This is a genomic window from uncultured Slackia sp. (assembly GCF_934630525.1).
GTDB lineage: Bacteria > Actinomycetota > Coriobacteriia > Coriobacteriales > Eggerthellaceae > Slackia.
Genome location: NZ_CAKTVX010000004.1, coordinates 124,716 through 151,584, shown reverse-complemented (window position 1 = coordinate 151,584; position 26,869 = coordinate 124,716). Strand labels below are relative to the sequence as shown.

General features: G+C 57.0%; 25 protein-coding genes and 5 tRNA genes. 5 read left to right on the top strand and 25 right to left on the bottom strand.

Annotated elements, in window-relative coordinates:
• Nucleotides 1–81 precede the first annotated feature (81 nt).
• From nusG to putP, 9 genes are all read right to left on the bottom strand, one after another.
• Entirely contained in the window at nucleotides 82–615 is a 534-nt protein-coding gene (gene nusG / locus Q0D41_RS05235; RefSeq protein ID WP_294376245.1) for a transcription termination/antitermination protein NusG, read from the bottom strand.
• A 1-nt stretch (nucleotide 616) separates the two neighbouring features.
• Nucleotides 617–988 carry a preprotein translocase subunit SecE gene (gene secE / locus Q0D41_RS05230; RefSeq protein WP_294376243.1) on the bottom strand — a complete coding sequence of 124 codons (372 nt, stop codon included), beginning with the start codon at nucleotides 986–988 and terminating at the stop codon, nucleotides 617–619.
• Between the two features lie 117 nt (nucleotides 989–1,105).
• Nucleotides 1,106–1,182 (bottom strand) — tRNA-Trp (locus tag Q0D41_RS05225).
• Nucleotides 1,183–1,194: 12 nt separating this feature from the next.
• Nucleotides 1,195–1,344: a 50S ribosomal protein L33 gene (gene rpmG, locus Q0D41_RS05220; protein ID WP_114614915.1), complete on the bottom strand. Its 150-nt coding sequence runs from the start codon at nucleotides 1,342–1,344 to the stop codon at nucleotides 1,195–1,197.
• A 136-nt stretch (nucleotides 1,345–1,480) separates the two neighbouring features.
• The gene (gene tuf / locus Q0D41_RS05215) at nucleotides 1,481–2,683 is read right to left on the bottom strand and encodes an elongation factor Tu (protein ID WP_294376239.1); all 1,203 of its coding nucleotides are present in this window, start codon (nucleotides 2,681–2,683) and stop codon (nucleotides 1,481–1,483) included.
• A gap of 82 nt (nucleotides 2,684–2,765) precedes the next feature.
• A tRNA-Met gene (locus Q0D41_RS05210) sits at nucleotides 2,766–2,842 on the bottom strand.
• A 72-nt stretch (nucleotides 2,843–2,914) separates the two neighbouring features.
• Nucleotides 2,915–2,990, bottom strand: a tRNA-Thr gene (locus Q0D41_RS05205).
• A 5-nt stretch (nucleotides 2,991–2,995) separates the two neighbouring features.
• Nucleotides 2,996–3,080 (bottom strand) — tRNA-Tyr (locus Q0D41_RS05200).
• A 345-nt stretch (nucleotides 3,081–3,425) separates the two neighbouring features.
• A complete protein-coding gene (gene putP, locus Q0D41_RS05195) occupies nucleotides 3,426–4,994 on the bottom strand; it encodes a sodium/proline symporter PutP (protein WP_294376236.1) in 1,569 nt (522 codons plus the stop codon).
• Between the two features lie 151 nt (nucleotides 4,995–5,145).
• Between putP and Q0D41_RS05190 the strand changes: the two genes are divergently transcribed.
• Nucleotides 5,146–6,426: an aminotransferase class I/II-fold pyridoxal phosphate-dependent enzyme gene (locus tag Q0D41_RS05190; RefSeq protein WP_294376232.1), complete on the top strand. Its 1,281-nt coding sequence runs from the start codon at nucleotides 5,146–5,148 to the stop codon at nucleotides 6,424–6,426.
• 507 nt (nucleotides 6,427–6,933) lie between these two features.
• On the opposite strand, the gene Q0D41_RS05185 is transcribed toward Q0D41_RS05190, so the two are convergent.
• From Q0D41_RS05185 to Q0D41_RS05165, 5 genes are all read right to left on the bottom strand, one after another.
• Nucleotides 6,934–7,230, bottom strand: a complete 297-nt coding sequence (locus Q0D41_RS05185) for a ferredoxin family protein (protein ID WP_288483261.1) — start codon at nucleotides 7,228–7,230, stop codon at nucleotides 6,934–6,936.
• Entirely contained in the window at nucleotides 7,227–8,516 is a 1,290-nt protein-coding gene (locus tag Q0D41_RS05180) for an FAD-dependent oxidoreductase (protein ID WP_294376226.1), read from the bottom strand. Before Q0D41_RS05180 ends, Q0D41_RS05185 begins: the two co-directional genes overlap by 4 nt.
• A 79-nt stretch (nucleotides 8,517–8,595) precedes the next feature.
• Nucleotides 8,596–9,483 (bottom strand): electron transfer flavoprotein subunit alpha/FixB family protein, encoded by an 888-nt coding sequence (locus Q0D41_RS05175; RefSeq protein WP_294376223.1) that lies wholly within the window; start codon nucleotides 9,481–9,483, stop codon nucleotides 8,596–8,598.
• Nucleotides 9,484–9,512: 29 nt separating this feature from the next.
• Nucleotides 9,513–10,271, bottom strand: coding sequence for a putative electron transfer flavoprotein FixA (fixA, locus tag Q0D41_RS05170; protein ID WP_294376221.1), 759 nt, complete (start codon nucleotides 10,269–10,271; stop codon nucleotides 9,513–9,515).
• A 57-nt stretch (nucleotides 10,272–10,328) separates the two neighbouring features.
• On the bottom strand, nucleotides 10,329–11,483 hold the full coding sequence (locus Q0D41_RS05165; protein ID WP_294376198.1) for an acyl-CoA dehydrogenase family protein: 1,155 nt from the start codon (nucleotides 11,481–11,483) through the stop codon (nucleotides 10,329–10,331).
• Nucleotides 11,484–11,894: 411 nt separating this feature from the next.
• Between Q0D41_RS05165 and Q0D41_RS05160 the strand changes: the two genes are divergently transcribed.
• Nucleotides 11,895–12,554, top strand: a complete 660-nt coding sequence (locus Q0D41_RS05160; RefSeq protein WP_114614906.1) for a TetR/AcrR family transcriptional regulator C-terminal domain-containing protein — start codon at nucleotides 11,895–11,897, stop codon at nucleotides 12,552–12,554.
• Between the two features lie 306 nt (nucleotides 12,555–12,860).
• Here the strand turns inward: Q0D41_RS05160 and Q0D41_RS05155 are convergent, their stop codons facing one another.
• From Q0D41_RS05155 to rlmD, 8 genes are all read right to left on the bottom strand, one after another.
• Nucleotides 12,861–14,138 (bottom strand): Ni/Fe hydrogenase subunit alpha, encoded by a 1,278-nt coding sequence (locus Q0D41_RS05155; protein WP_294376195.1) that lies wholly within the window; start codon nucleotides 14,136–14,138, stop codon nucleotides 12,861–12,863.
• 3 nt (nucleotides 14,139–14,141) lie between these two features.
• Entirely contained in the window at nucleotides 14,142–14,933 is a 792-nt protein-coding gene (locus tag Q0D41_RS05150) for an NADH:ubiquinone oxidoreductase (RefSeq protein WP_294376192.1), read from the bottom strand.
• A complete protein-coding gene (locus Q0D41_RS05145) occupies nucleotides 14,934–15,848 on the bottom strand; it encodes an FAD/NAD(P)-binding protein (protein ID WP_294376190.1) in 915 nt (304 codons plus the stop codon).
• Entirely contained in the window at nucleotides 15,838–16,908 is a 1,071-nt protein-coding gene (locus Q0D41_RS05140; RefSeq protein WP_294376188.1) for a 4Fe-4S dicluster domain-containing protein, read from the bottom strand. The genes Q0D41_RS05145 and Q0D41_RS05140 overlap by 11 nt, the downstream gene beginning before the upstream one ends.
• 76 nt (nucleotides 16,909–16,984) lie before the next feature.
• Nucleotides 16,985–17,392: a nucleoside-diphosphate kinase gene (gene ndk / locus Q0D41_RS05135; protein ID WP_114614901.1), complete on the bottom strand. Its 408-nt coding sequence runs from the start codon at nucleotides 17,390–17,392 to the stop codon at nucleotides 16,985–16,987.
• 98 nt (nucleotides 17,393–17,490) lie between these two features.
• Nucleotides 17,491–18,879 (bottom strand): tetratricopeptide repeat protein, encoded by a 1,389-nt coding sequence (locus tag Q0D41_RS05130; RefSeq protein ID WP_294376182.1) that lies wholly within the window; start codon nucleotides 18,877–18,879, stop codon nucleotides 17,491–17,493.
• A 39-nt stretch (nucleotides 18,880–18,918) separates the two neighbouring features.
• Complete coding sequence (locus Q0D41_RS05125; RefSeq protein ID WP_281668908.1) at nucleotides 18,919–19,449, bottom strand: peptidylprolyl isomerase; 531 nt, start codon at nucleotides 19,447–19,449, stop codon at nucleotides 18,919–18,921.
• A 374-nt stretch (nucleotides 19,450–19,823) separates the two neighbouring features.
• Entirely contained in the window at nucleotides 19,824–21,149 is a 1,326-nt protein-coding gene (rlmD, locus tag Q0D41_RS05120) for a 23S rRNA (uracil(1939)-C(5))-methyltransferase RlmD (RefSeq protein ID WP_294376175.1), read from the bottom strand.
• Nucleotides 21,150–21,202: 53 nt separating this feature from the next.
• On the opposite strand from rlmD, the gene Q0D41_RS05115 reads away from it, so the two are divergent.
• Nucleotides 21,203–21,278, top strand: a tRNA-Arg gene (locus Q0D41_RS05115).
• Nucleotides 21,279–21,580: 302 nt separating this feature from the next.
• On the opposite strand, the gene Q0D41_RS05110 is transcribed toward Q0D41_RS05115, so the two are convergent.
• The 3 genes from Q0D41_RS05110 to Q0D41_RS05100 are packed head-to-tail and all read right to left on the bottom strand — an operon-like array spanning nucleotide 21,581 to nucleotide 24,674.
• A complete protein-coding gene (locus Q0D41_RS05110; RefSeq protein WP_294376172.1) occupies nucleotides 21,581–22,291 on the bottom strand; it encodes a hypothetical protein in 711 nt (236 codons plus the stop codon).
• Nucleotides 22,292–22,302: 11 nt separating this feature from the next.
• Nucleotides 22,303–24,132, bottom strand: a complete 1,830-nt coding sequence (locus tag Q0D41_RS05105) for an FAD-dependent oxidoreductase (RefSeq protein WP_294376170.1) — start codon at nucleotides 24,130–24,132, stop codon at nucleotides 22,303–22,305.
• Between the two features lie 2 nt (nucleotides 24,133–24,134).
• Nucleotides 24,135–24,674 carry an FMN-binding protein gene (locus tag Q0D41_RS05100; protein ID WP_294376167.1) on the bottom strand — a complete coding sequence of 180 codons (540 nt, stop codon included), beginning with the start codon at nucleotides 24,672–24,674 and terminating at the stop codon, nucleotides 24,135–24,137.
• 249 nt (nucleotides 24,675–24,923) lie between these two features.
• On the opposite strand from Q0D41_RS05100, the gene Q0D41_RS05095 reads away from it, so the two are divergent.
• Nucleotides 24,924–25,514 carry a TetR/AcrR family transcriptional regulator gene (locus Q0D41_RS05095; protein ID WP_288483246.1) on the top strand — a complete coding sequence of 197 codons (591 nt, stop codon included), beginning with the start codon at nucleotides 24,924–24,926 and terminating at the stop codon, nucleotides 25,512–25,514.
• A gap of 237 nt (nucleotides 25,515–25,751) precedes the next feature.
• Nucleotides 25,752–26,735 (top strand): DUF5692 family protein, encoded by a 984-nt coding sequence (locus Q0D41_RS05090; protein WP_114614894.1) that lies wholly within the window; start codon nucleotides 25,752–25,754, stop codon nucleotides 26,733–26,735.
• The last annotated feature ends 134 nt before the right edge of the window (nucleotides 26,736–26,869 follow it).

Below are 26,869 nucleotides of genomic sequence, written 5' to 3'. Positions count from 1 at the left end.
CCGTTTTGTTATTTCCCATACACAGCCACTGCAAGAGAAGCCCTGTCCACCCAGGCTCACAGCGGCTGGGAATAGCCAAAATTAGATGGTCGCAACCTGGTCGAACGTAAGCTCGACAGGAGTTTCGCGGCCGAACATGGATACCATGACCTTGACTTTGCCAGCCTCAGGCATGACTTCAGAAATCGTGCCATCAAACTCGGCAAAAGGACCGCTCGTAACTTTGACAACCTGTCCCACTTCCAGAGAAGACGACACGGTCTTCTTGGGAGCAAGAACAGACGAGCGTTTCATGATTTTGTTGAACTCTTCACGAGTCAACGGTTCGGGTTTGCCGAGGCTTCCCACGAACCCGGTAACGCCTGGAGTATTGCGAACCGCAGCCCAGCTGCGATCGTCAAGATCCATGCGAACCAAAACGTAGCCCGGGAATACTTTCTTTTCACTCTCAACGCGACGGCCGCCTTCTTTGATTTCGGTAACCGTCTCGGTGGGAATCTCAATCCCGAATACGTTGTTCTCGAGGCCCATCGTTTCAATGCGGCTTTCGAGATTCGTCTTCACTTTATTCTCGTAACCGGAATAGGTGTGAAGGACATACCATTTTCTTGCCATACTAGACACCTGCTCCAATGCTCGAGATGCCTACGACGATCGGCGTAACAATGAGGTTATCGAGCACGGCGACAAAGATACCGAAGAACAGCAAAGCACCCACGACAACACCCGTCCAACGAAGGACTTCGTTTCGCGTGGGCCACGTAACGCGTTTAAGCTCAGAGCGAACCTCTTTGAGGAACTTAAAGCGCTGCTTTTTGGGCTTCGCCTTCTCGACGGCCTTCTTCTCCTGCTTAGCAGCTTCGGCCTTTTTCTGGGCCTCAATCTCTTCAGCGGAGACGCCTTTGGCTTCGAGCTCGGCAGCTTGCGCTTTGCGCGCTTGACGCGCTGCGGAAGCTTTCGCCCTCTGCGTTTTAGACTTTTTCGCCATAGTCTCTTTTTCTCTCATACGGCTTCTTTGGGAAGAAACCGCCGAATCATCCTTGGAAATTAAATTTCCCCAAACACCAAAACAAGCAGCTTACGTACTTAAGCTGCTTGAACAAGCTGGCAGGCCAGGTAGGACTCGAACCCACAACATGCGGTTTTGGAGACCGCCGCTCTACCACTTGGAGCTACTGGCCTGTGTTCCCTATCTTATCGAGTTTCCTTATGCAGGGTATGCTTTTTGCACCACTTGCAATATTTCTTCATCTCGAGTCGATCCGGATTATTCTGCTTGTTCTTTTTGGTCGTGTAGTTGCGGCGCTTGCACTCGGTGCAGGCCAGGGTGACCAACGTACGCATGAACTCTCCTTTAAGAAAAATCGAAATTCAGTTTGAATCTGTACACATATAACAAAGCACTCAGCTGAAGAAGTGGAGCTCGATTGCTCGAGCTCCACTCACAAACTAACCAGTAATCAAATGGCTCTTAAAAGAGTTATTTGATGATCTTAGTCACACGGCCGGAGCCAACGGTGCGGCCACCCTCGCGGATAGCGAAGCGGAGGCCTTCCTCCATGGCGATCGGGTGGATGAGGTCACCAGTGATCTCAACGTTGTCGCCAGGCATAACCATCTCGACGCCCTCGGGCAGGTGGGCAACACCGGTAACGTCGGTGGTGCGGAAGTAGAACTGAGGACGATAGCCATCGAAGAACGGGGTGTGACGGCCACCTTCATCCTTGGTAAGGATGTAGACCTGACCCACGAACTCAGAGTGCGGGGTAACCGAGCCGGGCTTGCAGAGAACCTGGCCACGGACGATGTCCTCGCGCTTGACGCCACGGAGCAGGCAGCCGATGTTGTCGCCAGCCTGAGCCTCGTCGAGCAGCTTGCGGAACATCTCGATGCCGGTGCAGACCGTGTTGGAGGTCTCTTTGATGCCGACGATCTCCAGCGGGTCGTTGACATGCAGAACGCCACGCTCAACACGACCAGTAGCAACGGTGCCACGGCCGGTAATGGTCATGGTGTCCTCGACAGCCATCAGGAACGGCTTATCGACGTCGCGCTCGGGGGTCGGGATGTAGGAGTCAACAGCGTCCATGAGCTCCCAGATCTTCTCCTGCCACTGAGCGTCGCCCTCGAGGGCCTTCAGAGCAGAACCGCGGATAATCGGGGTGTCGTCTCCGGGGAAACCGTACTCGGTGAGGAGCTCACGGGTTTCCATCTCAACGAGCTCGATGAGCTCTTCGTCGTCGACCATGTCGCACTTGTTCAGGAAGACAACGATGTAGGGCACGCCAACCTGACGGGCGAGCAGGATGTGCTCGCGAGTCTGAGCCATAGGGCCGTCGGTAGCAGCGATAACCAGGATAGCGCCGTCCATCTGGGCAGCACCGGTGATCATGTTCTTGACGTAGTCGGCGTGGCCGGGGCAGTCAACATGAGCGTAGTGACGAGCATCGGTCTGATACTCGATGTGAGCAATAGAAATGGTGATGCCGCGCTCACGCTCTTCAGGAGCCTTGTCGATCATGTCGAAGGCAGTGAAGTCAGCGTTTGCGGTGCCATGAGAGCCGTCGTTCATGGACAGCGTCTTGGAGATAGCAGCCGTCAAAGTGGTTTTGCCATGGTCAACGTGACCAATGGTACCAATGTTCACATGCGGCTTGCTGCGCTCGAACTTCTCCTTAGCCATTATTCCTCCTCTGTGGGGGCCTTTCGGCCTCTTTTACTTCATATTAAGACACGCGCCCAAAAGGACGCGTGTTCGTTACAAATGGTAGCGGTGACTGGATTCGAACCAGTGACGCCACGGGTATGAACCGTGTGCTCTAACCAACTGAGCTACACCGCCATATAATCACGACTGCGAAAATCGCTTGGCTTTTTCTAATTGAATCAGCTCCATCGTGAATATAAGCTAAGATGGAGCCCGCGACCGGACTTGAACCGGTGACCTCTTCGTTACCAACGAAGTGCTCTACCGACTGAGCTACACGGGCAAAACTGGTGGGCGCGCTAGGATTCGAACCTAGGTAAGCAGAGCTAACGGGTTTACAGCCCGTCCCCTTTAACCACTCGGGCACACGCCCAGTTCGCAAAGTGCTCGGATACGTTATGTGTACTTATCAAGCTGCGGCTTTTGCAGGGCGGTTTTTCTTTCCTCTCTGCAAGAGCGTGGTTATATTACCGTGACCCCCTAGTCGTGTCAAACGTTTACACGGTGCCGGGCGTATCCATACACATTTCGATCATAAGGCCGCTTTGAACTGGCCTTTTTCTGAGGGTTTCTCGTCCATATCGCCCGAAATCGCCAAATTGGCTAAAAATCTTTTCAAAAAAATTTTTGGCAATTTTTTTCTCCAAGACGCGAAAAAGGGGCGCTTTCTCAAGCGCCCCTTCCCTTTCGGCAAAGCTCCGTTTCGCGATTTTATACCCTAAACGTCCGCCTCCATATAGTGATCGAACTCATCGAGAACTTCCTTAGAAGGCTTGGCCGTGAGCTTCGAAACCACCACAATGGCGATAAGCGCGAAAATAAATCCGGGCAAAAGCTCATATATGCCAAAAATGCCGCCGAGAGGCTTCACCCAAAGGTTCCACACGATAACGGTTGCCGCACCCGTAAGCATGCCCGCAAGAGCGCCCTGCCAATTCGTGCGACGCCAATACAGCGAAAGCAGCATGAGCGGACCAAAGCTCGCGCCGAAACCAGCCCATGCGTATGAAACAACTTGGAAGATCGAGGAATTCTGGTCGAGCGCGATAATGATTCCGAAAATCAAAATCACCGTAAGCGCCACGCGCGAGACGAACATCGCTTGAGCGTCGGTCGCCTTTCGATTGATGAGGCCCTTATAAAGGTTCTGCGATATGGCGGATCCAGCAATGAGCAAATAGCTCGACGAAGACGACATCGTTGCCGCGAAAATGCCCGAAACCACAAGGCCGCACACGAACGAAGGCAGCATGATTTGCGCAAGCACGACGAAAATCGATTCCGCGGCGGACGCGGTAAGGAATTCGGTAGGAAGCGCTGCGCGGCCCACAAGGCCGATGCACACGGCGCTTGCGAGCGACACCACAACCCAAACCGTAGCAATGATACGGCTCTTCTTGATGTCATCGGAATGGCGCACGCTCATGAAGCGCACGAGCACCTGCGGCATGCCGAAATAGCCCAAGCCCCACGCGAGGCACCCGACAATCGTCACCGCACCGGCTCCGTATACCGTCGCTTCGCCAAACAGGGGCATGCCGTTTTCAACAACCTGCAGGCCATCGGCGCCCATAACGGGCTGCGCCGTCATAGTGGCCGAAAGGAAGCCCGGGATATCTTGCAGGAACGCAACGGTGTTTTCCACGCCGCCTGCCATGCCGACACTGCCCACGAAAACCACCACGAGCGCGCAAATCATGATGGAGCCCTGGATAAGGTCGGTCGTGCATACCGAAAGGTATCCGCCCACGAAGGTGTACACGAACACGACAAGGGCGCCCAGAATCATCATGGTGGTGTAATCGAGCCCGAACAACGTGGAAAAAAGCTTGCCGCACGTTACAAAGCAGCTACCGCAATAGATGCAGAAGAACAGCAAAATAATGATGGCCGCAACGCTCATGAGGATGCGGCGATCGTCATGGAAGCGATTGCTGAAGAAATCGGGCAAGGTAATGGCGTTGCCGGCAACCTCAGAATACTTGCGCAGGCGTCGCGCCACGAACTTCCAATTCAAATACGTGCCAATGGCAAGGCCGATTGCCGTCCACATAGCATCGGACGCGCCCGTGAAATAAGCAACGCCCGGCAAGCCCATGAGCAGCCAGCCCGACATATCGGACGCCTCGGCCGAAAGCGCCGTGAGCCACGGGCCCAAACCGCGACCGCCAAGGAAATAGTTCTCGGACGATGAATTCGAGCGCCTTAGATAGAAAAAGCCCACCGAAAGCACGACGATGAAGTATAGGGCCATTGCGAGAATGACCTGGATGTCGCCTGATGACATCGATACCCCCTTCTAGAGCAGCACGTGCCGCAAAATACGAAAATACCTGCCGATTATACGGTATATGCCGCGATACGTAATCAGGAGCGCTTTATTTTGGTAAAGTGGTCGCGCAAACGGCATGAACCCATATAAGGAGCGTGACATATATATGTCATACGTCGATATGTCCACCAGCGAGCTCGAAACGCTGAAAGCGGCCCTCGAAACCGAATACGCGAGCCACTGCGCGAAGGGGCTTTCTTTGAACATGGCACGCGGCAAGCCTGGATGCGACCAGCTGGCATTGAGCCTGCCCATGCTCGATGAGCTCACCTCTTCGGCCGATTTGCTTGCTGAAGATGGTACCGATTGCCGCAACTATGGCGTCATGGACGGCATCGTGGAAGCGAAGCGCTTGATGGGCGAAGTCATGGAACACGATCCCGCCAACGTGTGCGTGTTCGGCAATTCGAGCCTCAACATCATGTTCGACTTAGTTACCGCCGGATACACGCATGGCTATCTGGGCAGCACCCCATGGTGCAAGCTTCCGAAGGTGAAGTGGCTCTGCCCCGTGCCCGGCTACGATCGCCACTTTGGCATCACCGAGAGCTACGGCATCGAAATGATTCCCGTCTCGATGAACGAAAACGGTCCCGACATGGATGAGGTCGAGCGACTTGTCGCCGAAGACGACTCCATCAAAGGCATGTGGTGCGTGCCCCAATACGCCAACCCCACCGGCATCACGTATTCCGACGAAACGGTGCGTCGCCTCGCGGAGATGCCCTGTGCTGCAAACGATTTCCGCATTTTCTGGGATAACGCGTATTGCGTGCACCACCTCTATGACGATGAGCGCGAACATGTCGCCGATATCGCCGCCGCATGCGAGGCGGCCGGCAACCCGAACCGCTATTTCAAATTCGCCAGCACGTCAAAAGTCACGCTTCCAGGCGCCGGCATCGCCGCCGTTGCCGCCTCGGCCGAGAATATTGCCGAAATCAAAGCTCGCGTGGGCGTGCAAACGGTAGGCTACGACAAGATGAACCAGCTGCGCCATGTGCGCTTCCTGAAAAACGCCGCCGGCGTCGACGCGCTCATGAAAAAGCACGCCGCCATCATTCGCCCGAAATTCGAACTCGTGGCGCGCATGCTCGAAGAAGGATTGGGCAGCGAGGGCATCGCAACGTGGACGGACCCCGTGGGAGGATACTTCATCAGCTTCGAGGGATTAGAGGGAACCGCAAAGCGCACGGTAGAGCTTGCCAAAAAAGCAGGCGTTACCATGACGGGCGCCGGCGCGACATGGCCCTACAAGCAAGACCCGCGCGATACGAACATTCGCATCGCCCCCACCTTGCCGCCGCTTTCCGAGCTGCAGCAAGCCATGGAAGTGTTCGTGTGCTGTGTGAAGCTCGCCGCCGTCGAGGTTTTGCTCGCGAAATAATTCGACCTGAAGCTTCGATCCTGGCCCTGCCGTCCGGCATTGACCACAGCTCGCTACCGCTTCGCCCTTCGGGCTTCGCTATGCGCTCGCCTGGCTTCGCTCAATATTTAATGAAAATCAAATTTGAACTCAGACGGTCTATGCCGGACGGCGGGACCAGGAGCGAAGCCATCGTATAGCCATCATCAGGAAATCAAGAGCCTGCCCCTATCGGAATGGCCCCGCGCTCGATTGGGGCCGTCTGAGTTCAAACATGCCCTTCTTCCAAAGTTGAACGAAGCCAGGCGAGCGCATAGTGAGCGAAGCGAACGGTAGCGAGCCGTGGCCCAAAGCGAGCGCGGGGCCATTCCGATAGGATGAAGCGATAGCGAACCGTGACCCAAAGCGAACCCAACGCCATGCAGAGCCGAAAGAGCAGCAAAGGCCCAAACTATGATGCGTCTGGGCCATATAGAAAAGAAAGGAGCCCGAAGGCTCCTTTCTTGTATGCGATATGTCGCGCTTGGCTTAGCCGAAGCGGTACTCCACACCCATGGTAGGCTGCGGGTTTTCCCACTTCTTGATGATGGTGTCGCCGCAAGCGAAGCGGCAGGTGCCGCATTCCAGGCAGCCGGCGTAGTCGAAAGATTTCTTGCCATCCTCGTCGCGCTTGTACAGCGCAGCGGGGCAAACCAGGATGAGCTTGTCGAACTCTTCGTCAGAAGGATCATCAACGAGCTCGATATGTGCATTGGACTCATCGACTTCGTACTTGTTCAGAGACAGGTACTCATCGACGTTCACCGTGAATTTGATATCACTCATAGTGCCTTCATCGCTCCCTTAACGTCTTTGAACAGGTTCATGAAACCGACACCCTTAACGATGGGCATCATGGACTTCTTCATGGGCTGAACCGGGCTGCCGTCGACGACGAACATCGTGTTCATCATGTCGCGAATCATCTCGGGGTAGCCGCAGAACATGCGGTCGAAGTGCTCCATGAAGTTAGGAACGTTCTTGAACTGACGCATGTCCTTCATGACGAAGGAATTCTCGAGAGCGTCGATGTAGCACTTCAGGCCAGCCTTGGAGGTGTCGCCCGCATCGAGCGCCTTGACAGCAGCCTGACCAGCCATCTGGCCGGAAGCCACGGCGTAGTCCATGCCGCGCACAGTGTAGCCGAGGTTGACGCACATGGTGGCGTTGTCGCCAGCAACCATGACGCCATCGGCAGTGAGCTCGGGCATCGTGGTGATGCCACCCTCGGGAACGAGGTGGCCGGAGTGCTCGACGAGCTTGGCGCCCTTGAGCACAGGAGCGATCTCGGGACGATTCTTGAAGTCCTCGAGCATCTGATACACGGGGACGTTGCCCTTGGCCGTAGCCTCAACGCCAGCAACGATGCCAACAGAGATGGAGTCTTTGTTGGTGTAGATGATGCCGCCGCCGAAGGAGCCATGAGTGGCGTCGCCAGCAAACAGCCATGCAGTGCCTTCGCCGGGTGCGCACTGGAAGCGCTTGTCGATTTCCTCTTCGGGAAGCTCGAAGACTTCCTTGACGCCAACGGCCATCTGGGACGCCGGAGGACGCTTAGCGCCCACGGCCTGCTCGACCAGAAGCGAGTTCGCACCGTCGCACAGCACGACGACATCAGCGGTGATCTCGTCTTCGCCAGCGAAAATGCCGATAACCTTGCCGTTCTCATCCTTGATGAGCTTCTCAACGGCGATGCCGCAAATGTACTCTGCGCCAGCGTTCTCGGCCTGCTCGGCAAGCCACTGGTCGAAGGGCGCACGAAGCACGGTGTAAGATTCCTGGCCGTCCTTGAGAAGGTCCTCGGAGGTGAAATCGATGGTGAAGTTGGAGTTGGGGGACATCAGCGAGATGCGCTCGTGCGAAACCTTGCGCTCGAACGGAATCTCGTCGAAGTTGTCGGGGAACACAGCGCGCAGGCAGTGGCCGTAGATACGGCCGCCCGTCATGTTCTTGGCACCAGCGAAATTGCCGCGCTCAACGACCAGGACCGACTTGCCGGCCTTGGCAATCTCATATGCGGCAACGGAGCCAGCGCAGCCAGAGCCGACGACGATTGCGTCGAAGTCTGCCATTGACTCTTCCTTTCCTTGAAAGCGATAAGAAAAACCGGCGCAGGAAACGCCTACGCCGGTTTACGAAGTCGAATTCGACTTAGAGCGCAGCAACAAGCGCGGGCAGGACAGTCTTGATGTCGCCAACCAGACCGTAGTCGCACTGCTTGAAGACAGGAGCGTTCTTGTCCTTGTTGATCGCAAACAGCGTGGTCGCGCGGTTGCAGCCGACCATGTGCTGCATCTGGCCGGAGATGCCAGCTGCGATGTAAACCTTGGGGCTGAGCATGAGGCCGGAAACGCCAACGTAGACCTCGGTGGGAAGCCAGTTGACACCCTCGGTGAGAGGACGGGAGCAGCCGAGGCCGCCGCCGATCTTGTCGCAGAGGTCGCGAGCCATCTGGAGGTCTTCCTCAGCGCCGAAGCCACGACCAGCGGCAACGACAACGTCAGCCTTGTTCAGGTCAACGCCAGACTTCTCGACGGGCACAGAAGAGACGAGCTTGATGGCCTTGGCAGGAGCAACCCAAGCGAGTTCCTCGGTCGCATTGGCGCCAGAAGCGGCAGCCTCAGCGAAAACGCCAGCGCCAACGCCGTAGAAGGCAACGCCGGTGGCCTTCTGCTTCTTCATGCCCACGCCGCCGAAGTACATGTCGACGGCAACGTCGCCGTCGAACTCGATGACGTCAGGGATGATGGAGGCGCCAGCATGAGCGGCAACCTTGCCAGCAACGACCTTCATGTGGCGGGTCGGCTCAACGAGCACAACGCCGGGCTGCTCAGCGTCAAACGCGGCAATCACGGTGTCGGCAGCGTCGTCAACGACAGCGCCTTCGGGAAGGGCAACGTGCAGGACTTTATCGGCGACGGCGGCAGGAACCTCCATGTCGGCGATAGCAACCAGGACGACCTCATCGGCCATCGTGCGAGCGCCAGCGCAGAGCTCCTGGGCGGCGTCGGAATGCTCAGCGAGAACAAATGCTTTCATTGTTTTCGATCCTTTCCTAATTCCGCGAACTACAGAGCGGCCTTGATGGCGGCAGCGAACTTCTCGATGGCGCCATCGTCGGCGGCGTCGATGATCTCGAGCTTGCGGTCGGCCTGCTTGGGAGCCTTGCAGTCGACGACTTCGATGCTGTTGGCGAAGGTGCCCTCAGCGGCGGAGACGTTCATCGGCTTCTTGCCGGCGGCCAGAATGTCTTTCATGCCCGGGATGCGGGGCAGAGCGACGTCGGGAGAAACCGAAACAACGGCAGGCAGCGGGACCTCAACGGTCTCGACGACGTCTTCGAGGGTGCGGACAACGGTCACAACGCCGTCGCCAGCTTCAATCTTGGTAGCGCCATTGACGACGGGCAGACCGAGCTTAGCGGCCAGCTGCACGTCAACCTGCTGAGCGTAGTTGTCAGCAGAGCCGTCGCCACAGATGATGAGGTCATATTCGCCCACCTTGGCAACGAGTTCGGCGAGAGCCGCAGCGGTAGCGCCAGCGTCGAGGTCGGCGCACGCGTCGTCAGCGGTCATGTAGAGCTGATCAATGCCGCGAGCAAGCACGTTCTTCTTGGTCTTGGAGTCGTCGATTTTTTTACCGCCGACCGTGATACCCACGACTTCGGAACCTTCGTTGGCAGCAGCCAGCTGAGCGGCGGCTTCCATCGCGTTCAAGTCATAGGTCGAGACGATCTGGTGAGCCTTGGCGTAGTCGAGGCTACCGTCGCCGGACACCTGGATGTCCTGATCGTCAGGAACGACCTTGAAAGAAACAACGATTTTCATCTTGTACCTTTCCCTTCTCGGATACGTTTCTTAACAGACTGTCTTATGCGTGACTTACTAATTGGCGTACTTCTTGGCAACCTGGCGGCCGGCAATGTAGGCCATGACTTCGTGGGTGCCACCGCCAAACATATTGCCGCGCAGGTCGGCCCAGATACGGCCAATGCGGACTTCAGTAGTATAACCCAAACCGGCGTAGATGGAGAGCGCCATGTCGGCGACCTGGAAGCACTCGGAGCAGCCGTAGCGCTTCAGCATCGCGGAGTCGAGCTGAACCGATTCGCCGTTGTCGAGCTTCCACAGGGTCTTGTAAAGCATGTTGCGGGTGTTCTGGACCTTGATCTCCATGTCGCAGAGCTTCTCTTGAATCATCTGCAGCTTGGTGATCGGCTTGCCGAAGGCGATGCGCTGGTTGGCGTACTTGGCAGCGTCCTCGAGGGCGGCCTGAGCCAGACCAACCTGCTCGGCGACGATGAAGGAGCGCTCGACCTCGAAGTTCTTCATGAGCATCATGAAGCCCTCGCCCGGCTTGCCCATGCGCTGCTCTTCGGTAACGACGACATCATCGAAGTAGACCTCGCAGAACGGAATGCACTGCTGGCCAATCTTGTGCAGCGGAGCGGTGGAAACGCCCGGGGTGTCCATGGGGATGTACCAAAGGGACATGTTGCGGTTCTCGCGGCTGGGATCTTCGTCCTTGGCGACGACGATGGTGTACGGGAGCTTCTCGCCCATGGTGACCCAGGTCTTCTGGCCGGAAAGCTTGTAGGTGCCGTCGGCCTGCTTCTTAGCGACGCAGGTCATGGAGCCATTGTCGGAGCCAGCGCCCGGCTCGGAGATGGACAGAGAAGCGATAGGCCAGCCGGTCTCCATGTAGTGGTCAACGGCCTGCTGCTTCTGCTCTTCGGTGCCGAACTCCATGATGTCGAACATGGACAGGGAGTTCTGATAGAGGATGTGCATGCAGCCGGCGCTGTGGTAAAGCTCCTCGATCATCAGGCCCAACGTGACTTTGTCAGCCGGGATTCCGCCGTACTCCTCAGGAATACCCATCAGGCCAAAGCCAGCGTCGCGATATGCCTCGGCGATCTCGTCGGGCATGCCGCCGTTCTCGTACATTTCCTTCACGACGTCGTCGGTGAAATAGCGATCGCAGAACTCGCGCACGCTTTCGAGCAGCAGCTCTTGCTCATCGGTCAAAGCGAAATCCATTGCTTCCTCCTAGTTAAGAGTCGACTTTTCGACCAACCTGTCCCCTTCGCTACAAGGCGCAGGTTTCGATATCGGCAGAATACGCCGTTCCTGTCCGTTCGAGCATGGTCAGTTCCCATGTTCTGGGTAAAAATAGGCCGTTTTGCGGGACATATAACTAATTCTGTAGCTTTGTGGTTCGATATATAGGATTGGCATATATTTTCACAGGTAAAACCAGGCAAAATGACATCCCTACAAGTGAAATGAGCATGTTTTACTTATAAAACTAGTAGGACATATCGATGCTTGTGTCGGACTCTGATGCTAAAATATGGATAGTTTTACGCGAGGCGCCGTTCCCATGCACATGCTTGTTTTCACCACGTACTCGCAAAACTGTCCCAAATCACTCGTAATGTAAGGAGCGTTATGGCATCTTCCGACACCATGGAGCTTATGGGCGAATCGTTCGTGAGCCTCGCCGAGAAGCTCCCCATTGAAAGAATCTCGGTTTCCGACATCGTTGCCGCATCGGGCAAAAACCGCAAAACGTTTTACTACCACTTCGAAGACAAGGCCCATCTCATTCGTTGGGTCTTCCGCAACGACCTTGCCGAAACGCTGCTTGAGCGCTTCGATTCCGACCATTTGGTATACGAACGGGAAGAGGACGGGGCTATTGCCGACAAACCGTATTACGCCTTTAAGAAGGTCGGCGTGCGCTCACTCGACGGCTCTGAGTTCTTCCAGGCGCTCGCCGACACGCTCGAAAAGCGCCGCGCATATTACGCCAAGGCGCTCCACAGCACCGAGAAAGATGGGCTACGCTCGTATCTCTACAAGCTCTATGTCCCGGCGCTTGAGCGCGATATTCGATTCATTTTGAGCAACCGATCGTTGAGCGATTCAGCCGTGCACTTCCTTGCCGAGTTCTATACGGGGGCCGCAATCAGCTATCTCGTGCATCGAATTTCCGACCCGGAGCTCTCGAACGCAGGCATTTTGAGCGACGTCGAACCGTTCCAAAACATCATTCACTCCTCCCTCGAGAGCGAAATCAAGGAACAGCAGCTACGCCGCGTGCTTTAAACCGCCTTCTTATAGTTCGTAAACAAAAAGCCGTTTGACCACGTCAAACGGCTTTTTTCAATTCACAGATTACGAATTTGTCCAACTATTTTCGGTCATTTTCCCGAAATATTTGCCCGGAAAAAAATTTTCACTTTCGGTAAACGGTATGTTTATAGACGTGAGCGGTCGTGTTTGAATGAATTACTACTTGTTTGCTCACATTTTGTCCACATTAAACCATTCGAGCCGCCCAAAAGCGGCTCGAATTATCGTAGAAACCGGCGCTTAAGACGTTTTTCGAGCCTCAAAACTCGCAGAAATCGCCTAATGCACGGAACACGAGAGGCACGGATCGTACGCACGGACGAGCTTTCCGACCTCCAAACGAATTTCTTCCTCGGAAGCACCTTGCTCGGCCAGCAAATCGGCAAGCGTGCGCACGCTCGATTCGGTATCGCCCAGATTATGGACCGTCGGCGTGATGATGCTCGCGTGCTTGACGCGACCGTCTTCCCCAATTTCCAGCTCATGAATGAGCGTGCCGCGCGGAGCCTCGGTCATGCCAACGCCCCTGCCCGCACGAACTTCGAAATCGACGGGCTTGCTCGTTCCTTCGCCGAATGCGAGCCAACGAAGCATCGCCTCGCAACGAACGCACACATCGACGAGCTCGACGGCCTGCGCAACATTGTTCAAGAAGGGGTTTCGCGCCGGAGGACGCAGGCCCGCTTTCGCCGCAGCCAATCGCGCGGGCTGCGAAAGCTCATTCCAGCTCAAGTTAACGCGCGCAAGCGCGCTCGTCGTGATGTTTTTCTTCGTGCTCGCGCGGCGCGAAAATCGCGCAGCCGAATGATCGACGGCGTATTCCTCAATATGGTCGGCGTAATCGGCCGCGGCAAAACGTGCGCCATCGGATGCGAAAGCCGCAGTATTGCCAACCACGCAATAACGGCCATTTTCCACGAGCGCCATAAAATCGCCAGAGGTTTCAATCTGTGGGACCTTGAAGCTCGCGAAAACATCGACCGTTTTTTCGCAGAATTCACGCGCTGCAGCAACTTTATCGGCCATGGCAAGACAGTCGTCACGAGACGGCTCATGGGTGAAACCGCCCACAACGCATGTGATGGGATGAATGGAGCGTCCGCCAACGAGCGTACACAGCTCATTGCCCAACGCCTTAATAGCCATTCCGCCATTGAAAAGCTCGGGCGCCGATTCCGCAAGGGGGAAAGCACTGTCGAGCCCCTCGAAATCGGGAGCGGCAAAAACGAACAAGTGAGCTGCGTGGTTCTGAAGGAAGCTGCCATACACGAGCAGTTCGCGCAAAACGCGCGTGCGCTCGCTCGTCTTCACGCCAAAGATTTGCTCAATCGCAAGCAAATCGGTTATCACATGGCTCGATGAGCAAATTCCGCAAATACGCGAGGCGATATAGCTCGTTTGGGTGAAGGGGCGTCCTCCCACCATCGACTCGAATAAACGGGCGGGTTCCACCACGTTCATCTTCACATCGGACACGCGACCATCTTCTATGGAAAGCGAGATGTTGCCGTGTCCCTCGATGCGAGCAATATGGTGCATAGAAAGCGTCGTGCGCATGGGCTACTCCTCCCCTTCCGAAATTGGTGAAAGCATAGGGTTCACCAGGTTGAACAATTCAAGCGCCTCGTCAAAGCGGACAGCGCCGACGCCCGTGCTTTCGGCGAACGCGCGCGCCGCCGAAAGATTCGCGTTAGCCGACAGGCCACGGCAGCCATTGCACTCGCGGCCAAGCTGCACGCACTTCGCGCCGCAACCCTCTTGGGTCACGAGGCCCAGGCACACTTTTCCTTCACGCCACAAGCAACCGCTTTCATTGCGTTTGCAGCTGCCGCACAACGTTCCCGTTTGCACCGTGGCATTGCTGCCATATATGGCATGCTGCATCACCGCAACGAAATCGGCGGGGTCAATAGGGCATGCGCGAACTTCGAAATCGACATCGACCACGCTGCTGACCGGCTGGGGAACAAGCATTTCTCCGCAGGCGGAAGGGAGCGCATCGCCATACACGCTTTTCGCGCGCTCATCCAAATGATGCGCTGCAATGGAAGGAATTCCTCCGCATACCGCACATGCACCCATAGCGATCAGGCATTTCGCGCGTTTGCGCCAACGCTCAACGATTTCACGGGATTCAACCGTGGAAACCGCGCCCTCGATAATTACGACGTCGACATCGCCCTCGGGCTCGAGCGCACTTGAGGCCATTTGCCAATACTGCACATCAATTTGGCCCAGAATTTCGAGTAAGTGCGATTCGGCATTCGTAATTTGCAGCTGGCAGCCGAAGCAGCTCGCCAAGCCCAGCACCACCACGCGCGGCGTGGCGTTCCTTTTCGTTTGGCATTCCATCTACATCGACCCCTGAATATTCTTCGCTTCCCAATAATTGAACACGGGACCGTCAATGCACACATACTGATGGCCCACTTGGCAATGGCCGCATTTGCCCATGCCGCATTTCATATGGCGCTCGAAGCTCATGTAAATGCGATCGTAGGGAATTCCCTTCTTGCGCATTTCCTCAACGACAAATCGATACATGACCGGAGGCCCGCACAATGCGCCGAACGTATTGTCAGCATCGACTTCCAAATGCTCGAAAGGCTTGGTGACCAGGCCCACTTCGCCATCCCATCCGTCTTCGTAATTATCGACGGTCAGGTGAAGATCGAAGTCGTGACGGTGGCGCCACATCTCGAACTGGTCGCGGAACATGACTTCGCGCGGGTTGCGCGAGCCATAGATAATGGTAACTTTGCCGAACTCACTGCGCTCATCGTGAATATTGTTGATCAGCGATCGCAGGGGCGCGATGCCCAAACCACCCGCGACAAGCAAAATGTCGTGGCCCTTCATTTTTTCGAATGGGAACGGTCGGCCGAAAGGCCCGCGAATTCCAACCACGTCACCGCACTGCATTTTGTGCAGCTCTTCGGTGAACTTACCTGCGCGTCGCACGCACAGCTCGATGAAGCCCTGCTTGGAAGGCGACGAAGAAATGGAGATGGGAGCTTCGCCCACGCCGAAGATGGACAGCTCGACGAACTGGCCGGGCTGCTGGTGGAACGCTTCGCGAATGCGCTCGTCAATCAAGCGGAATTCGAAGAGCTTCTCGGTTGCGGTGAGTTCCATGATGGATGTGATGCGCGCAGGCCACGGACGATAGGGATTTTCGGCCATCAGCTCTGCGCCCGTTTTGACATGGCCCGCTGCGACGAGCGGAGATACTTCGACCGAAGTCGTGAAAGCATGCCTATTCGCCATTGGTCGCCCCCTTTCCTTGCTGGGCGTCATGCGCGCCGCGCGTTTTCTCGTCAAAGAACTTCAACACTTCAATCGGGTTGATGCCGGTTTTGCATGCATCGACACAGCGGCCACAGCCCACGCAGAGCATGCTGCCGTGCTTTTCCTTGAAGCCATTGAGCTTGTGATACATGCGATGGCGTACGCGCTCGCGTTCGCTCGGGCGGAAATTATGACCGCCCGCAACGGTTGCGAACTGGGGATTCGTACAGCAATCCCACTCGCGCACACGCTCACCGGTCTTGCCGTCGAAGGCAAGTTCGTCGACGATGTCGAAGCACATGCACGTGGGGCACACCGATGCGCACGCGGTGCAATTCAGACAACGCGAACCCAGTTCGACCCAAAACGGATCGGAGTGATACGTGTCCATAAGCATGGCAACATCTTGCACAAAGGGAATGTCGGAAGAGAATGCCTCGTTGCGACGGCGGGTGGCGGCGGCAAAAGCGGCGCGATCTTCGTCGGTAGCTTCACGCAACGTGGTCGATTCTTCCAAAACTTCCGCTGCGGCGACCGAAGAAATGGAGACCCAGAAGCGGTCGCCCAAATCTTGCAGGAACAAATCGTATCCGGCGGGCGCTTCGTCGGCATCCATGCGATGGCAGAAGCACGACTGAGAAGGCGTGCATCCAACGCCCACGATGAGCGTGGCTTCGCGGCGCGCGCGGTAATACGGATCGGGGTACGGCCCTTCAAGAAAAACGGAATCGAGCTTTTCGATGGCGTTCATATCGCAAGGGTGAACGCCGAAAAGAACACGTGGCTTCACGTCGAGCTCGTACGCGTCGACATCGTTTTGCGCCACATCGAATTTGAAAAGGACCTCGCGAGGAGGCAAGAAATATTTTTTGGGAGAGGCGATGGTGGTCGAGTAATCAAGCACCACGTCATTGGGGTCGTCGATGATATCGAAAATGTGGCCCTGGTCGCATTCGACCGGGGCCACAAGTTCGTAAGAATCCATGAAAGCCCGAATGAGCGAAGGCACGTCGCCAGCATCAATGATGCGGTAGAGCACAAGCTCCTCCTTCAATCCGACAATGAAAGCGAGCGGCTTGCCGACGTATTCGCCCGAAAGGCTTAGCGTAGATTATTTATGCACCGAAGAAGATGCCGATTTCACGCTCGGCAGACTCGGGCGAGTCGGAGCCGTGAATAACATTTTCGTCCATAATGAGACCAAAGTCACCACGAATCGTGCCGGGGGCAGCTTCTGCCGGGTTGGTGGCACCCATGAGGGTACGCATCTTCTTGACGGCGCCTTCGCCGGAGACAACCATCTTCACAACCGGGCCGCTGGTGATGTACTCGATGAGGCCGTTGTAGAAGGGCTTGCCCTCGTGCTCGGCGTAGTTCGCAGCAGCCTGCTCGGGGGTAACATTGGCCAGCTCCATGCGCTCGATAACGAGGCCAGCGCGCTCGATGCGGCTCACGATCTCGCCGATGTGATGATTGCGCACAGCGTCGGGCTTGAGCATGGAGTAGGTCTTTTCAATTGCCATGATTGTTCCCTTTCTTGAAGAAAAACGGCTTTCTAACAGGCACGACGCACTCAGGCGACGCACTATATTGCAACCTGGCTACCCAGGCGTTGCAGCATTTATGACTGCTGGGAGGCGAACGTCATTTGCACGCCGGAAACCTTCCAGCCAAGCATGTCGCGCACCATGGAAACAGTGTAGGACACTTCCCCACCCTCGGGCGTGGACGCCGTCACATACACCGTGGAGTTTGACATGGATTTGTCCATGCCATCGATGGCGACATCGGAATCGGACACGACGCCACGCATGGCATCGTCGACTTTATCGGAGCTCATCGACGAAACGAAATAGCTCGAAGCGTTCTCGGTATCGGAGAACAGGCCTTTCACTACGCTTTCCTGGGTGGGATAGCCGTAGCCCTGCGTATACAGGAACACGCCTGCGCCGGCAGCGAGCAGCAGAAGCACAAAGAACGCGACCAGGATTTTCAGGCCAACGTTGCGACGCTTGCGATCTTGGCGCGCAATGCCTTTCGAATAGCGCTCGAGCTCTTCATCGCTCGCGTTGAAGAAACGCTCGTCGCCCGAATTATAGTTATCGACCGGCTCGTAGCCATAGGCCTCGGCCGGGTAATACTGCGGGTCGGCGTACGTTTCCATCGGATAGGCATCGTCTTGCGTGGGCACGCCATCGGCCGGAACGTCGAGGCCCGACATGTCGTTGCCGTCGTTGGACGCAGCCGCTGGTGCGGGCGCTGCCTGCTGGCCAATAGCGGGCATCGCGATGGTGCCCGTCGCCATGCACTTGGCAGCCTGGGCATAGTCGACGCTCGCCGACTCGCTCAGGAAGTATGTTTTGTCGGCGAGAGCCGACTCGAACGCGCTCATAGCCTTCTGCATTTGACCCAGAGCAACGTAGGCCTGACCGAGGTTCGCATACATCTTGTTGCGCGTTGCGGCATCCATGTCGAACTGCAGCGCGCTTTCATACGATGCCACGGCATCGGCCGGACGATTGAGGGCCATGAAGCATACGCCCAGGTTGAGCAGCGCCTTGCTCGGATCGGGGTTGCGCGAATCGAGTGCGGCCTCGCGGAATGCGACGCCGGCTTCGGCGTTTTTGCCAAGCTTCAAAAGCGCATTGCCCATGCCCAAATAGGCCTTGTAAGGAGTGTCGTATTTGGCATCGGAGGTGGCGATTTCAAAATGAGACACGGCGTTTTCGTAATCGTGCTTGAAAACGTACGCTTTGCCCAAGTTGCAATTCACCGCGCCCACGGCATCGTAAGCGGAATCGGCGGTCGCCTGAGTGTACGACTCGATAGCCGAATCGAAATCTTTCAGCTGCAGCAAGCAGTTGCCCAGCTGGTGGTACAGATACCCCAAATCGCCCGGGCCCTTCGGCACGCTGGGGTCTTGGAGCAGCTGGACGTATGCCTGGCTTGCGGCCTGAAAGTCGCGTGCCTGGTATGCGGCTTGCGCCTGGGCTACGTATTGGTTGTCCATGAATTCCTGTCTTCCTTGAATACGCGTGAAAGCTTGTGGCTAGTCGGCGTTTTCGATTTCGATAGTTTCAATGACATCGCCCACGCGAAGCTCGCCGATGACATCTTTACCTTCGATAGTCTGGCCGAACACAGTGTAGCCAGAGTCGAGATTATGCTGGGGACCCAAGCACAGATAGAACTGGGAGCCCGCAGAATCGGGGTTCGCGCTGCGAGCCATGGCCAGTGCGCCGTCTTCGTGGGAGTTGTTCGGGTTGGTGGTGTATTCCTGCTTGATGCAGTAGCCCGGGCCACCCGTGCCAAGGCCAGCCCACGGGTTGCCGGCAGCTTCGATAACCTGCGCGGAATCGAGGTCGCGGGTGTTGGGGCAGCCGCCCTGAATGACGAAGCCGGGAACATAGCGATGGAACTTGAGGTTGTCGTAGAAGCCCTTGCGAGCGAGCTCAACGAAGTTGCCCACGTGAATGGGGGCGTCGTCGCCGGCGAGCTGAACTCGAATGTCGCCTTTGGAGGTTTTGATGACGGCGATTTCCTTGCCGTTGGGCTGATACTCGGGGGTATACAGTGCCATAGTCGATAACTCCTTCTTTATCGTGCGTTGAAACTGCGTCTGGCGCCGGTAATCGGCGCGAAGTCGAAGCATCGTTGCTGCAAGCGGCGCCTCTTTTGCCGCGTTCGGCAGCACATAAGCTTTTGTATGATACCGCTCAATGGCTTTTTGCAGGCCTGCGCCATAAAAATTGCTCATGAACTCGATGGAATTCCAGCACGAAAACGCCTCGAACCTGAAAAAGGCGGACGCTCGAGCACGCGAAGGCGAGCGCCAACGCCGAGAGTGGCTCCCCCATATGCGAAGCGCCCGCGCAAATAAGAGCATTCGCACGGGCGCAGCTGGGGCTTTTCCCTTCTGAGGCGCACATGGCAGCCTCATATAAATCGGCCGTTTTACTGGTTCTTATTCGCGAAAATCGAAACCGTCTCGACATGGAAGGTCTGCGGGAACATATCGACAGGCGTTGCTTGCAAAAGCTCAAAGCCGGCCGCTTCGAGCAGCTTCACGTCGCGCGCCCACGTAGCTGGGTCGCAGCTCACATACGCCACGCGCAAGGGCGCCGCCTCGGCGATGGAGCCGATAATTTCTTTCGCGAGGCCACTTCGAGGCGGATCGACGATGAGCGCGTCAAGCTCACCGAGTTCGGGCAGCTCACGCGTCGCGTCGCCGCCAATAACCTCGACATCGACGTTTTCCTGCTCAACGGTGTGGCGCAAATTGCGCACGCTCGAGCCATACGACTCCACGGCGTACACGCCGCCGCAGCGCTTCGCGAGCGGAATAGTGAAGGTGCCCACGCCGCAGAACAGGTCGGCCGCAACGCAATCTTCATCGAGCTCGAGGCCGTCAAGGGCAAGCTGCACCAGTTTGTCGGCCTGAGGCGTGTTCACTTGGAAGAACGAGGGCGCGCTCACGCCGTGTTCAATGCCTGCGACGGTTTCGCGCCAAAAACCGCGGCCATCGAGAATCTCGAGGCCCTTGAGCTTGCGCGCGCTGCCCGCATCGGCCGTCATCACGCGCACGATTGACGAAGCCTTCACGGCCGTGGACAGGGTTTTCGCCACGGCATTGCGCGGAAACGGACCGGGCGTCGTCCACAAAGCCACTTCCAAATCACCCGAACGGTGAGAATGGCGCACGCCTACGCGATGGATGCCTAGATCTTCGCGACCCGTGAGATAGCGTAGAGCGCCGCGCAGAGCCTTCGGCGTTTTTTGGGCTTGTTTATGCGCAAGCGGGCATGCGTCGGCGGCAAGGATTTTGTCGCTTCCCTTTTGATGGAAGCCCATTTGGAAGCCCTGCTTCGCATCGAAAGCGCAGCTGAACTCGAGCTTGTTGCGATATTCCATTTGTCGCTTCGACGGCACGCATGCGCCAACGATGCGCTCGGCGCGCTCCGCATCGAAGCCGCCGATGCGACGCAGCTGCGACACCACGGCATCGCGCTTCGCAGCAAGCTGACGCTCGTAAGATATATGTTGCCAACCGCAACCGCCGCATACGCTCGCAAGCGGGCATGCCGGCAGCACGCGGTCGGGCGACGGCGCAACGAGCTCGACCACGTGGCCTTCGCAGAAATTGCCCTTGTCGCGATCGATTTCGACCAAGGCGACATCTCCCGGGCACGCGCCGTTCACGAATACGGTTTTGCCATTTTCCGCACGGCCGATGCCCGCATCGCCATAGGCAAGGCGATCAATGGTAATAGTTTCTGGCATAGTTCCTCTTTCTCGCGAGAGACATTTTAGCGTATAATGAACGACTGCGATGTGCCCCAGTAGCTCAGGGGATAGAGCGTCTGCCTCCGGAGCAGAAAGCCGTAGGTTCGAATCCTATCTGGGGCACCATTCCGATTTTCCTCGAACCCGCATGATGCGGGTTTTCTTTTTTCGGCAAAAAAATAGCAGCTGTCTCCCTCCTATCACCGAACACGCCGCAGCGTTATCGCACAAAAAAGCGAGTCCGCATGCGGACTCGCTTGGGAGGGCGTGCATACCTTCCGCCCAATGTATTGTCGCGAACCATACCCAGCTGACGCGAGCTGCCGTTTCTGCAGCTTTTGCCTTTTCGACGAATCTGCGACGACTCTCACCGCCATGCGCCCGAGCCCACCAAAGCGGCAGCCCTCAAGCGACATCAAGCGACAGGCTTATTTCGCGAAACGGCTTGCAGCAAGCAGCATAGCGATGTTCACAACCGCATCGGCGGCGAACCACACGCCGAGCGCCGAGGTATCGATGCTCACGTGATTGAGCGTAGAGAACGTGCCCACCGTGAGCACCATGACCACCAAACCACACACCGCGCACGCCACAAGCAGGTTCACGCAGGCACGCTTCGACGTTTTCGCGCATCGCACGCACGCCACGGCAACCATAGACGCTGCACCAAGCAGCGTTCCAAGAAATGCGGCGAATACGATTGCGGCAACCACGAGCACGCCCGTGCCGGGAAGTTTCGAGCTCATAGAGCCAACCTGCACGGCCGACAGAATGCCGCCTCCAACAATAACCAGGCATACGATTGCGACGAGCGCCGTAGCCCATCCCCACAGAAACGCGCTTGCCGCGCTGGCCTGGCCACCCTCGCGACGAGCGATCGCCGCATACAAAGCCACACCCGCAACCGAAAGCGTGAGTGCGAGAGAGGCGGCGAACATGAACGCCACGAACGCCGAACCCGTGAGAATGGAGCAAATCGTGTCAAGAATGGCGACATCGCTCGCCGAAATGTAGTCGTAGGCAAGCGCGCCTGTGGCATCCATAATACCCAAGCCGATGCGCGCCACGACGGCCACGATAAGAGCCATTCCGAACAAGGTCACATACGGCCTGGCCATGGCCTTCATTTGGGTTTTCATGTCAGGCCTCCCTAAAACTCGTTGTCGATGACCGACGTTCCGCACAAATACCCGCCGCAGAATGCCAAGCCCACATCGCCCATAAGCGAACCAAGAATAGGATCGCCGATATAGGAGTTCTCGCCGCATGCACCGCCAGCGGTATGCCAACCCGCATACAGGCCGGGAATCACGAGGCCATTGGTGCCCACAACCTGCATTTGGTCGTTGATGAGCAGGCCCGCCTTAGTGCCGTACAGGTTTCCGCCAATGCGGCAGCCATAAAACGGCGGCGTAGTAATGGCATGGAGCCATTCAGGAGGCATGGGATAGAGGAAGTCGTCCTCGCCCTTTTCGCAGCATTCGTTCCACTTCGCAACAGCATCGGTGAGCACGCCTTTCGCGAAGCCTAAATCGGCCTCGAGCTCCTCAAGCGTATCGCGGCGCTTGAGCACGTCGGCATCGATGGCGTCTTGCACACCGTGGTGCCAGTCGCGATAGTGCTCGGGCACCTTGTCGATTTGCTCCAAATCGGGCGTGATGAGCTTGCGACAATGCTCCTGCGCGAAGCCCGCCAGGTGATCTTCGTAATTCGCGTCGAAAATGATGTAGGAGCGATGCCCAGGAGGCACCATTTGAATGGTCGCCAAGTCGCCCAGCGCGTAAATCGCGTTCGCGCCGTCTTCGGCCACACGGCTGTCCATATAGCGCAGGCGGTTGCCCGCGCGGTCGATGGTGAGCCACGGCTGGCGCGAGAGCTGCGTCATGCCGTCATAGAGGAAGCGCGCCCATTGCCCGCCTTCAGCCTGCCAATCGACGCCGCCATCGAAACTCGCAGAGCTGTTGAAGCCCGACACATCGGCGCCAACGCCCAAGCCCATGCGGAAGCATTCACCCGTTTCGCCGCCGACGAGATAGCTCGACGCGCAGCCCATGGCCGCCGTGGGAATGTAGCGATCGAGCAAGGCTTTGTTGTTGCAGAAGCCGCCCGCGGTAAGAATGACGCCCTTAGACGCGTGGATATAAACCTCGTGCTGGAAATCTTGCTTGGCGACCAAGCCCACGATACGGCCCGTTTCGTCTTGCACAAGCGCCTCGGCGGGGCAACGGAAAATGAATTCAACGCCCTTGGATACGCCGTAATCGTACATGGCGTCAGTCGCGTCTTTCATTTTCAGCACATGGTGGTCGAGCGTGGAATTCTTCGGCGCAACGTACACCGGCACTTCGCCCAAGCGCCACTTCACACCGCAATCGGCCATCCAGTCAAGCGAGTGGCCGCCTTCGCACGCGATTTTATAGATGAGCTTCGGGTCGGCCGCGTAGTGGTATTCGTCCATCGCCCAATCGGTGAGCGCTTTGGGGTCGAACGGATAGCTCGGGAATGCGAAGCGCTTTTCTTCCTGCTTCGAATAGCCACCCAGAATGCCGCACATGCCGGCCGATTGCGCATTGCCGCCCCATGACGCCATGCTTTCTACGCAGATGACCGAAGCTCCCAGTTCGGCCGCACGCGCCGCAGCGTTCAAACCGCCGCCGCCCGCGCCCACGACCACGACGTCGCATTCGTAATCCCACGCATCGGGAACTTTGCGGGGCTCGATAGCCGTGGCATCGTTCGCAGGAAATGCCGCTGCATCGTGCTCACGATATGTGCCATCGGACGCGCTCGCGTTCGTGCCTTTCGAGGGAGCTACGGCAACGGCTTTGCTGCCGTCGGCCGCCCAGTCACCGATCACGCCCGCCTCTTCGGCATGCGCCGCCGCCGGTATTGCGTTCGCCGCAGCCAAACCGCCGGCCAAAGCCGCCGCTCCGGTCAAGAAATCGCGGCGGGAAACGCCTTTGTTCTCAAGAGCTGCCATGGCTATTCCCCCTTCTGCACTTTGTCGATGGTGGTGCCGCCGCCTACTTCCACGGGCTGCAAGTCGGCGCCCGCCTGAATAAGAGCGTCGGTCGTAGCCTGACGCACGCCGGCGGTGGTGATGGTCGCGCCCGAAATGCAATCGATATCGGGACCCTGCTCGGCGTCGATCATGGCGGCGTACTTGCCGTCGCGAATGGCCTCGAAGCCGCCCACGCTTTGCGTTTCGCCTTCCTGGGTCACCTCAACGCAGTTAATATGGTTATCTTGCACCGCAAGCGTCACCGTGATAAGACCGTCCATACCCAAGCCCGCGCCGGTGTATACGCCATCGACCAGCGTGAAGTCGCTTTGAGCCTTCGAGTTCGCACCTATCTCGACAGCCCATGGATCGTCAGTATGCATGGCGAGCTGCTCGGCGCTTGCCGCGTCTTTGCTGCCAGACCCCTCGAACGATGCACCACAGCCCGTCATGGCAACGGCAAGCGCGCATGCGCCGCATGCGGCAATCGCGCGGGTTCCTTTTGCAGTATTCGTTCGCATCGGTACCCCTTCCCTTATGTCTGAATCCCCATTCATTACTTCATCGAATTTCTTTTTTTGTTACTCCGATGAACTTTTAGCGCACTATAGCATATTTCATAAAGTCTCGATAGTCCCAGTTTGAGAGCGAATACAGAATTGACGCTTTGTCAATTCTGTACATTGACACCCTGTTAAGTTCCGTCGTATTGTGTGCACATCGTGAAGCGGAGATTCCAAAAGCCTCATCTTTAGGGGAAGGAGAAGGGCATGGATCGCAAGCTTGAAATTATCCAGTGCGCACGTGAGCTCATCGAAGAGCGCGGCCTCGCGAAAACGTCGGTCGCCGCAATCACCGAACGCATGAACGTGGCGCGCACGTTGTTCTACCATTACTTCCCCAGCAAGGAAGATTTAGTCGCCGCCGTGCTCGACACCTACGTTGACGAGTTCATCGCAAGCCTGAAGGAGTGGAACGCGCAACGCGTTGAGGGCGATATCGAAGGCGCGCTCGACACAATCGTGGCGCTCATTCGCGACCAGCTTTTCGATAACGACAACGCGCACAAACCGTTTCGCCGGGCGCTCGCCACACACGAAAACGCCTCGCTCTATTTGCGATTCATCAATCGCGTCGCCGACGCATCGGCGACCTACATCGTCGAAACCACCGTGGCCGATTTTGGACGCTTGCATGAAGTGCGCATCGACCACATATACGAAACGTTCTACATGCTCATATTGGGCATCGTCGGCTACATGCGACAGCATCCCGAAGGAAGCGACGACGTGCTGAAGGACATCATCGCGCAAACGCTTCACTTCGAACGCGAGCGCGAGCAAAGCCACCATACGGCGTAGAGCCGAGGGGATAAAGGGGATCTGCTGGCTTCAAGAATGGGAAGCGATTTCAGCCGGCAGATCCAAAGGGTACCAGCGAGGAAAATTCTGGCGATCAGCTCAAGGATGCCACGCGAATTCGCGCGCTTCGATGCGCCGCCGATTCGCGGATGCGAACCGAGATCCGACAGAATCGTCCGCAGCGGCACAGGGGTGCGCGGGTCGTAAGCCCGCGCAGCAAAAGAAAGGAGGCATCCAATGCTGTTTGACGTTTATGGCGACAACGCTGTATACCAATGGATTGGATGGATCATCGTGTTTCTGGCCCTCATCGGGTTCAACGAAATCGCACGACGCACGAAAATCGGCGGCATCACGTGCTTCCTGGTGATTCCAGGAATTCTTACCGCATACTTCATCGCGATTTACGCGGGAGCCGCCGCGGGTGCCGAGTGGGCGCTCAACAACCCCACGTATCTCTACATGAACAGCTGGTTCCACTATGCCAAGCTTTACGCCGCAACCGCAGGCTGCATCGGCTTCCTTATTCTGAAGTATCACTGGGGATCGCTCGGCAAGGCCGAATGGTTCAAATGCTTCCCGTTCGTCATCGTCGCCATTAACATTCTGATCGCCGTAGTGAGCGACTTCGAAAGCGCCGTGCGCGCCTTCGGCACCACGTGGGTTTCCAGCGAAGGCGTCACGCTGTACGGCGGCTGGCACAACGTATTCAACGGCGTTGCCGGCATTTTGAACATCTTCGTCATGACCGGTTGGTGGGGCATCTACGTGTCCAAGAAGAAGCAGGACATGCTCTGGCCTGACATGACGTGGGTTTTCATTCTGAGCTATGACATTTGGAACTTCTGCTACACCTACAACTGCCTGCCCACCCATTCTTGGTACTGCGGCCTGGCGCTGCTGCTCGCCCCCACGGTTGCCAACTTCTTCTGGAACAAGGGCGGCTGGATTCAGAACCGCGCCTACACGCTGAGCCTGTGGTGCATGTTCTGCCAGGTAGTTCCCATGTTCGCGAACGACTCCATCTTCGCGGTGCAGTCGGTGAACAACCCCGACGTGAACCTGGTCGTTTCGATTCTCGCCCTTGTAGCCAACGTCGCCGCCGTAGGCTATGTGATTTACCGCGCCAAGAAGCTCGGCGTGAACCCTTACACTCACGAGGTATTCAAGGGCACGCGCGACTACGAGCAGGCCATGCTGCGCGAGGAGAACGCCGCGTAACGAGCGAAGCGCGTCTCGACATGCGCAAGAGTTTCGAGATGTGCAAAACACACCTCGAATGTGGCATCGCGTCACGATAAAAAGCCGGAAACCCCTGGTTGCACAACATTGCGACCAGGGGTTTTCTTGTTTAT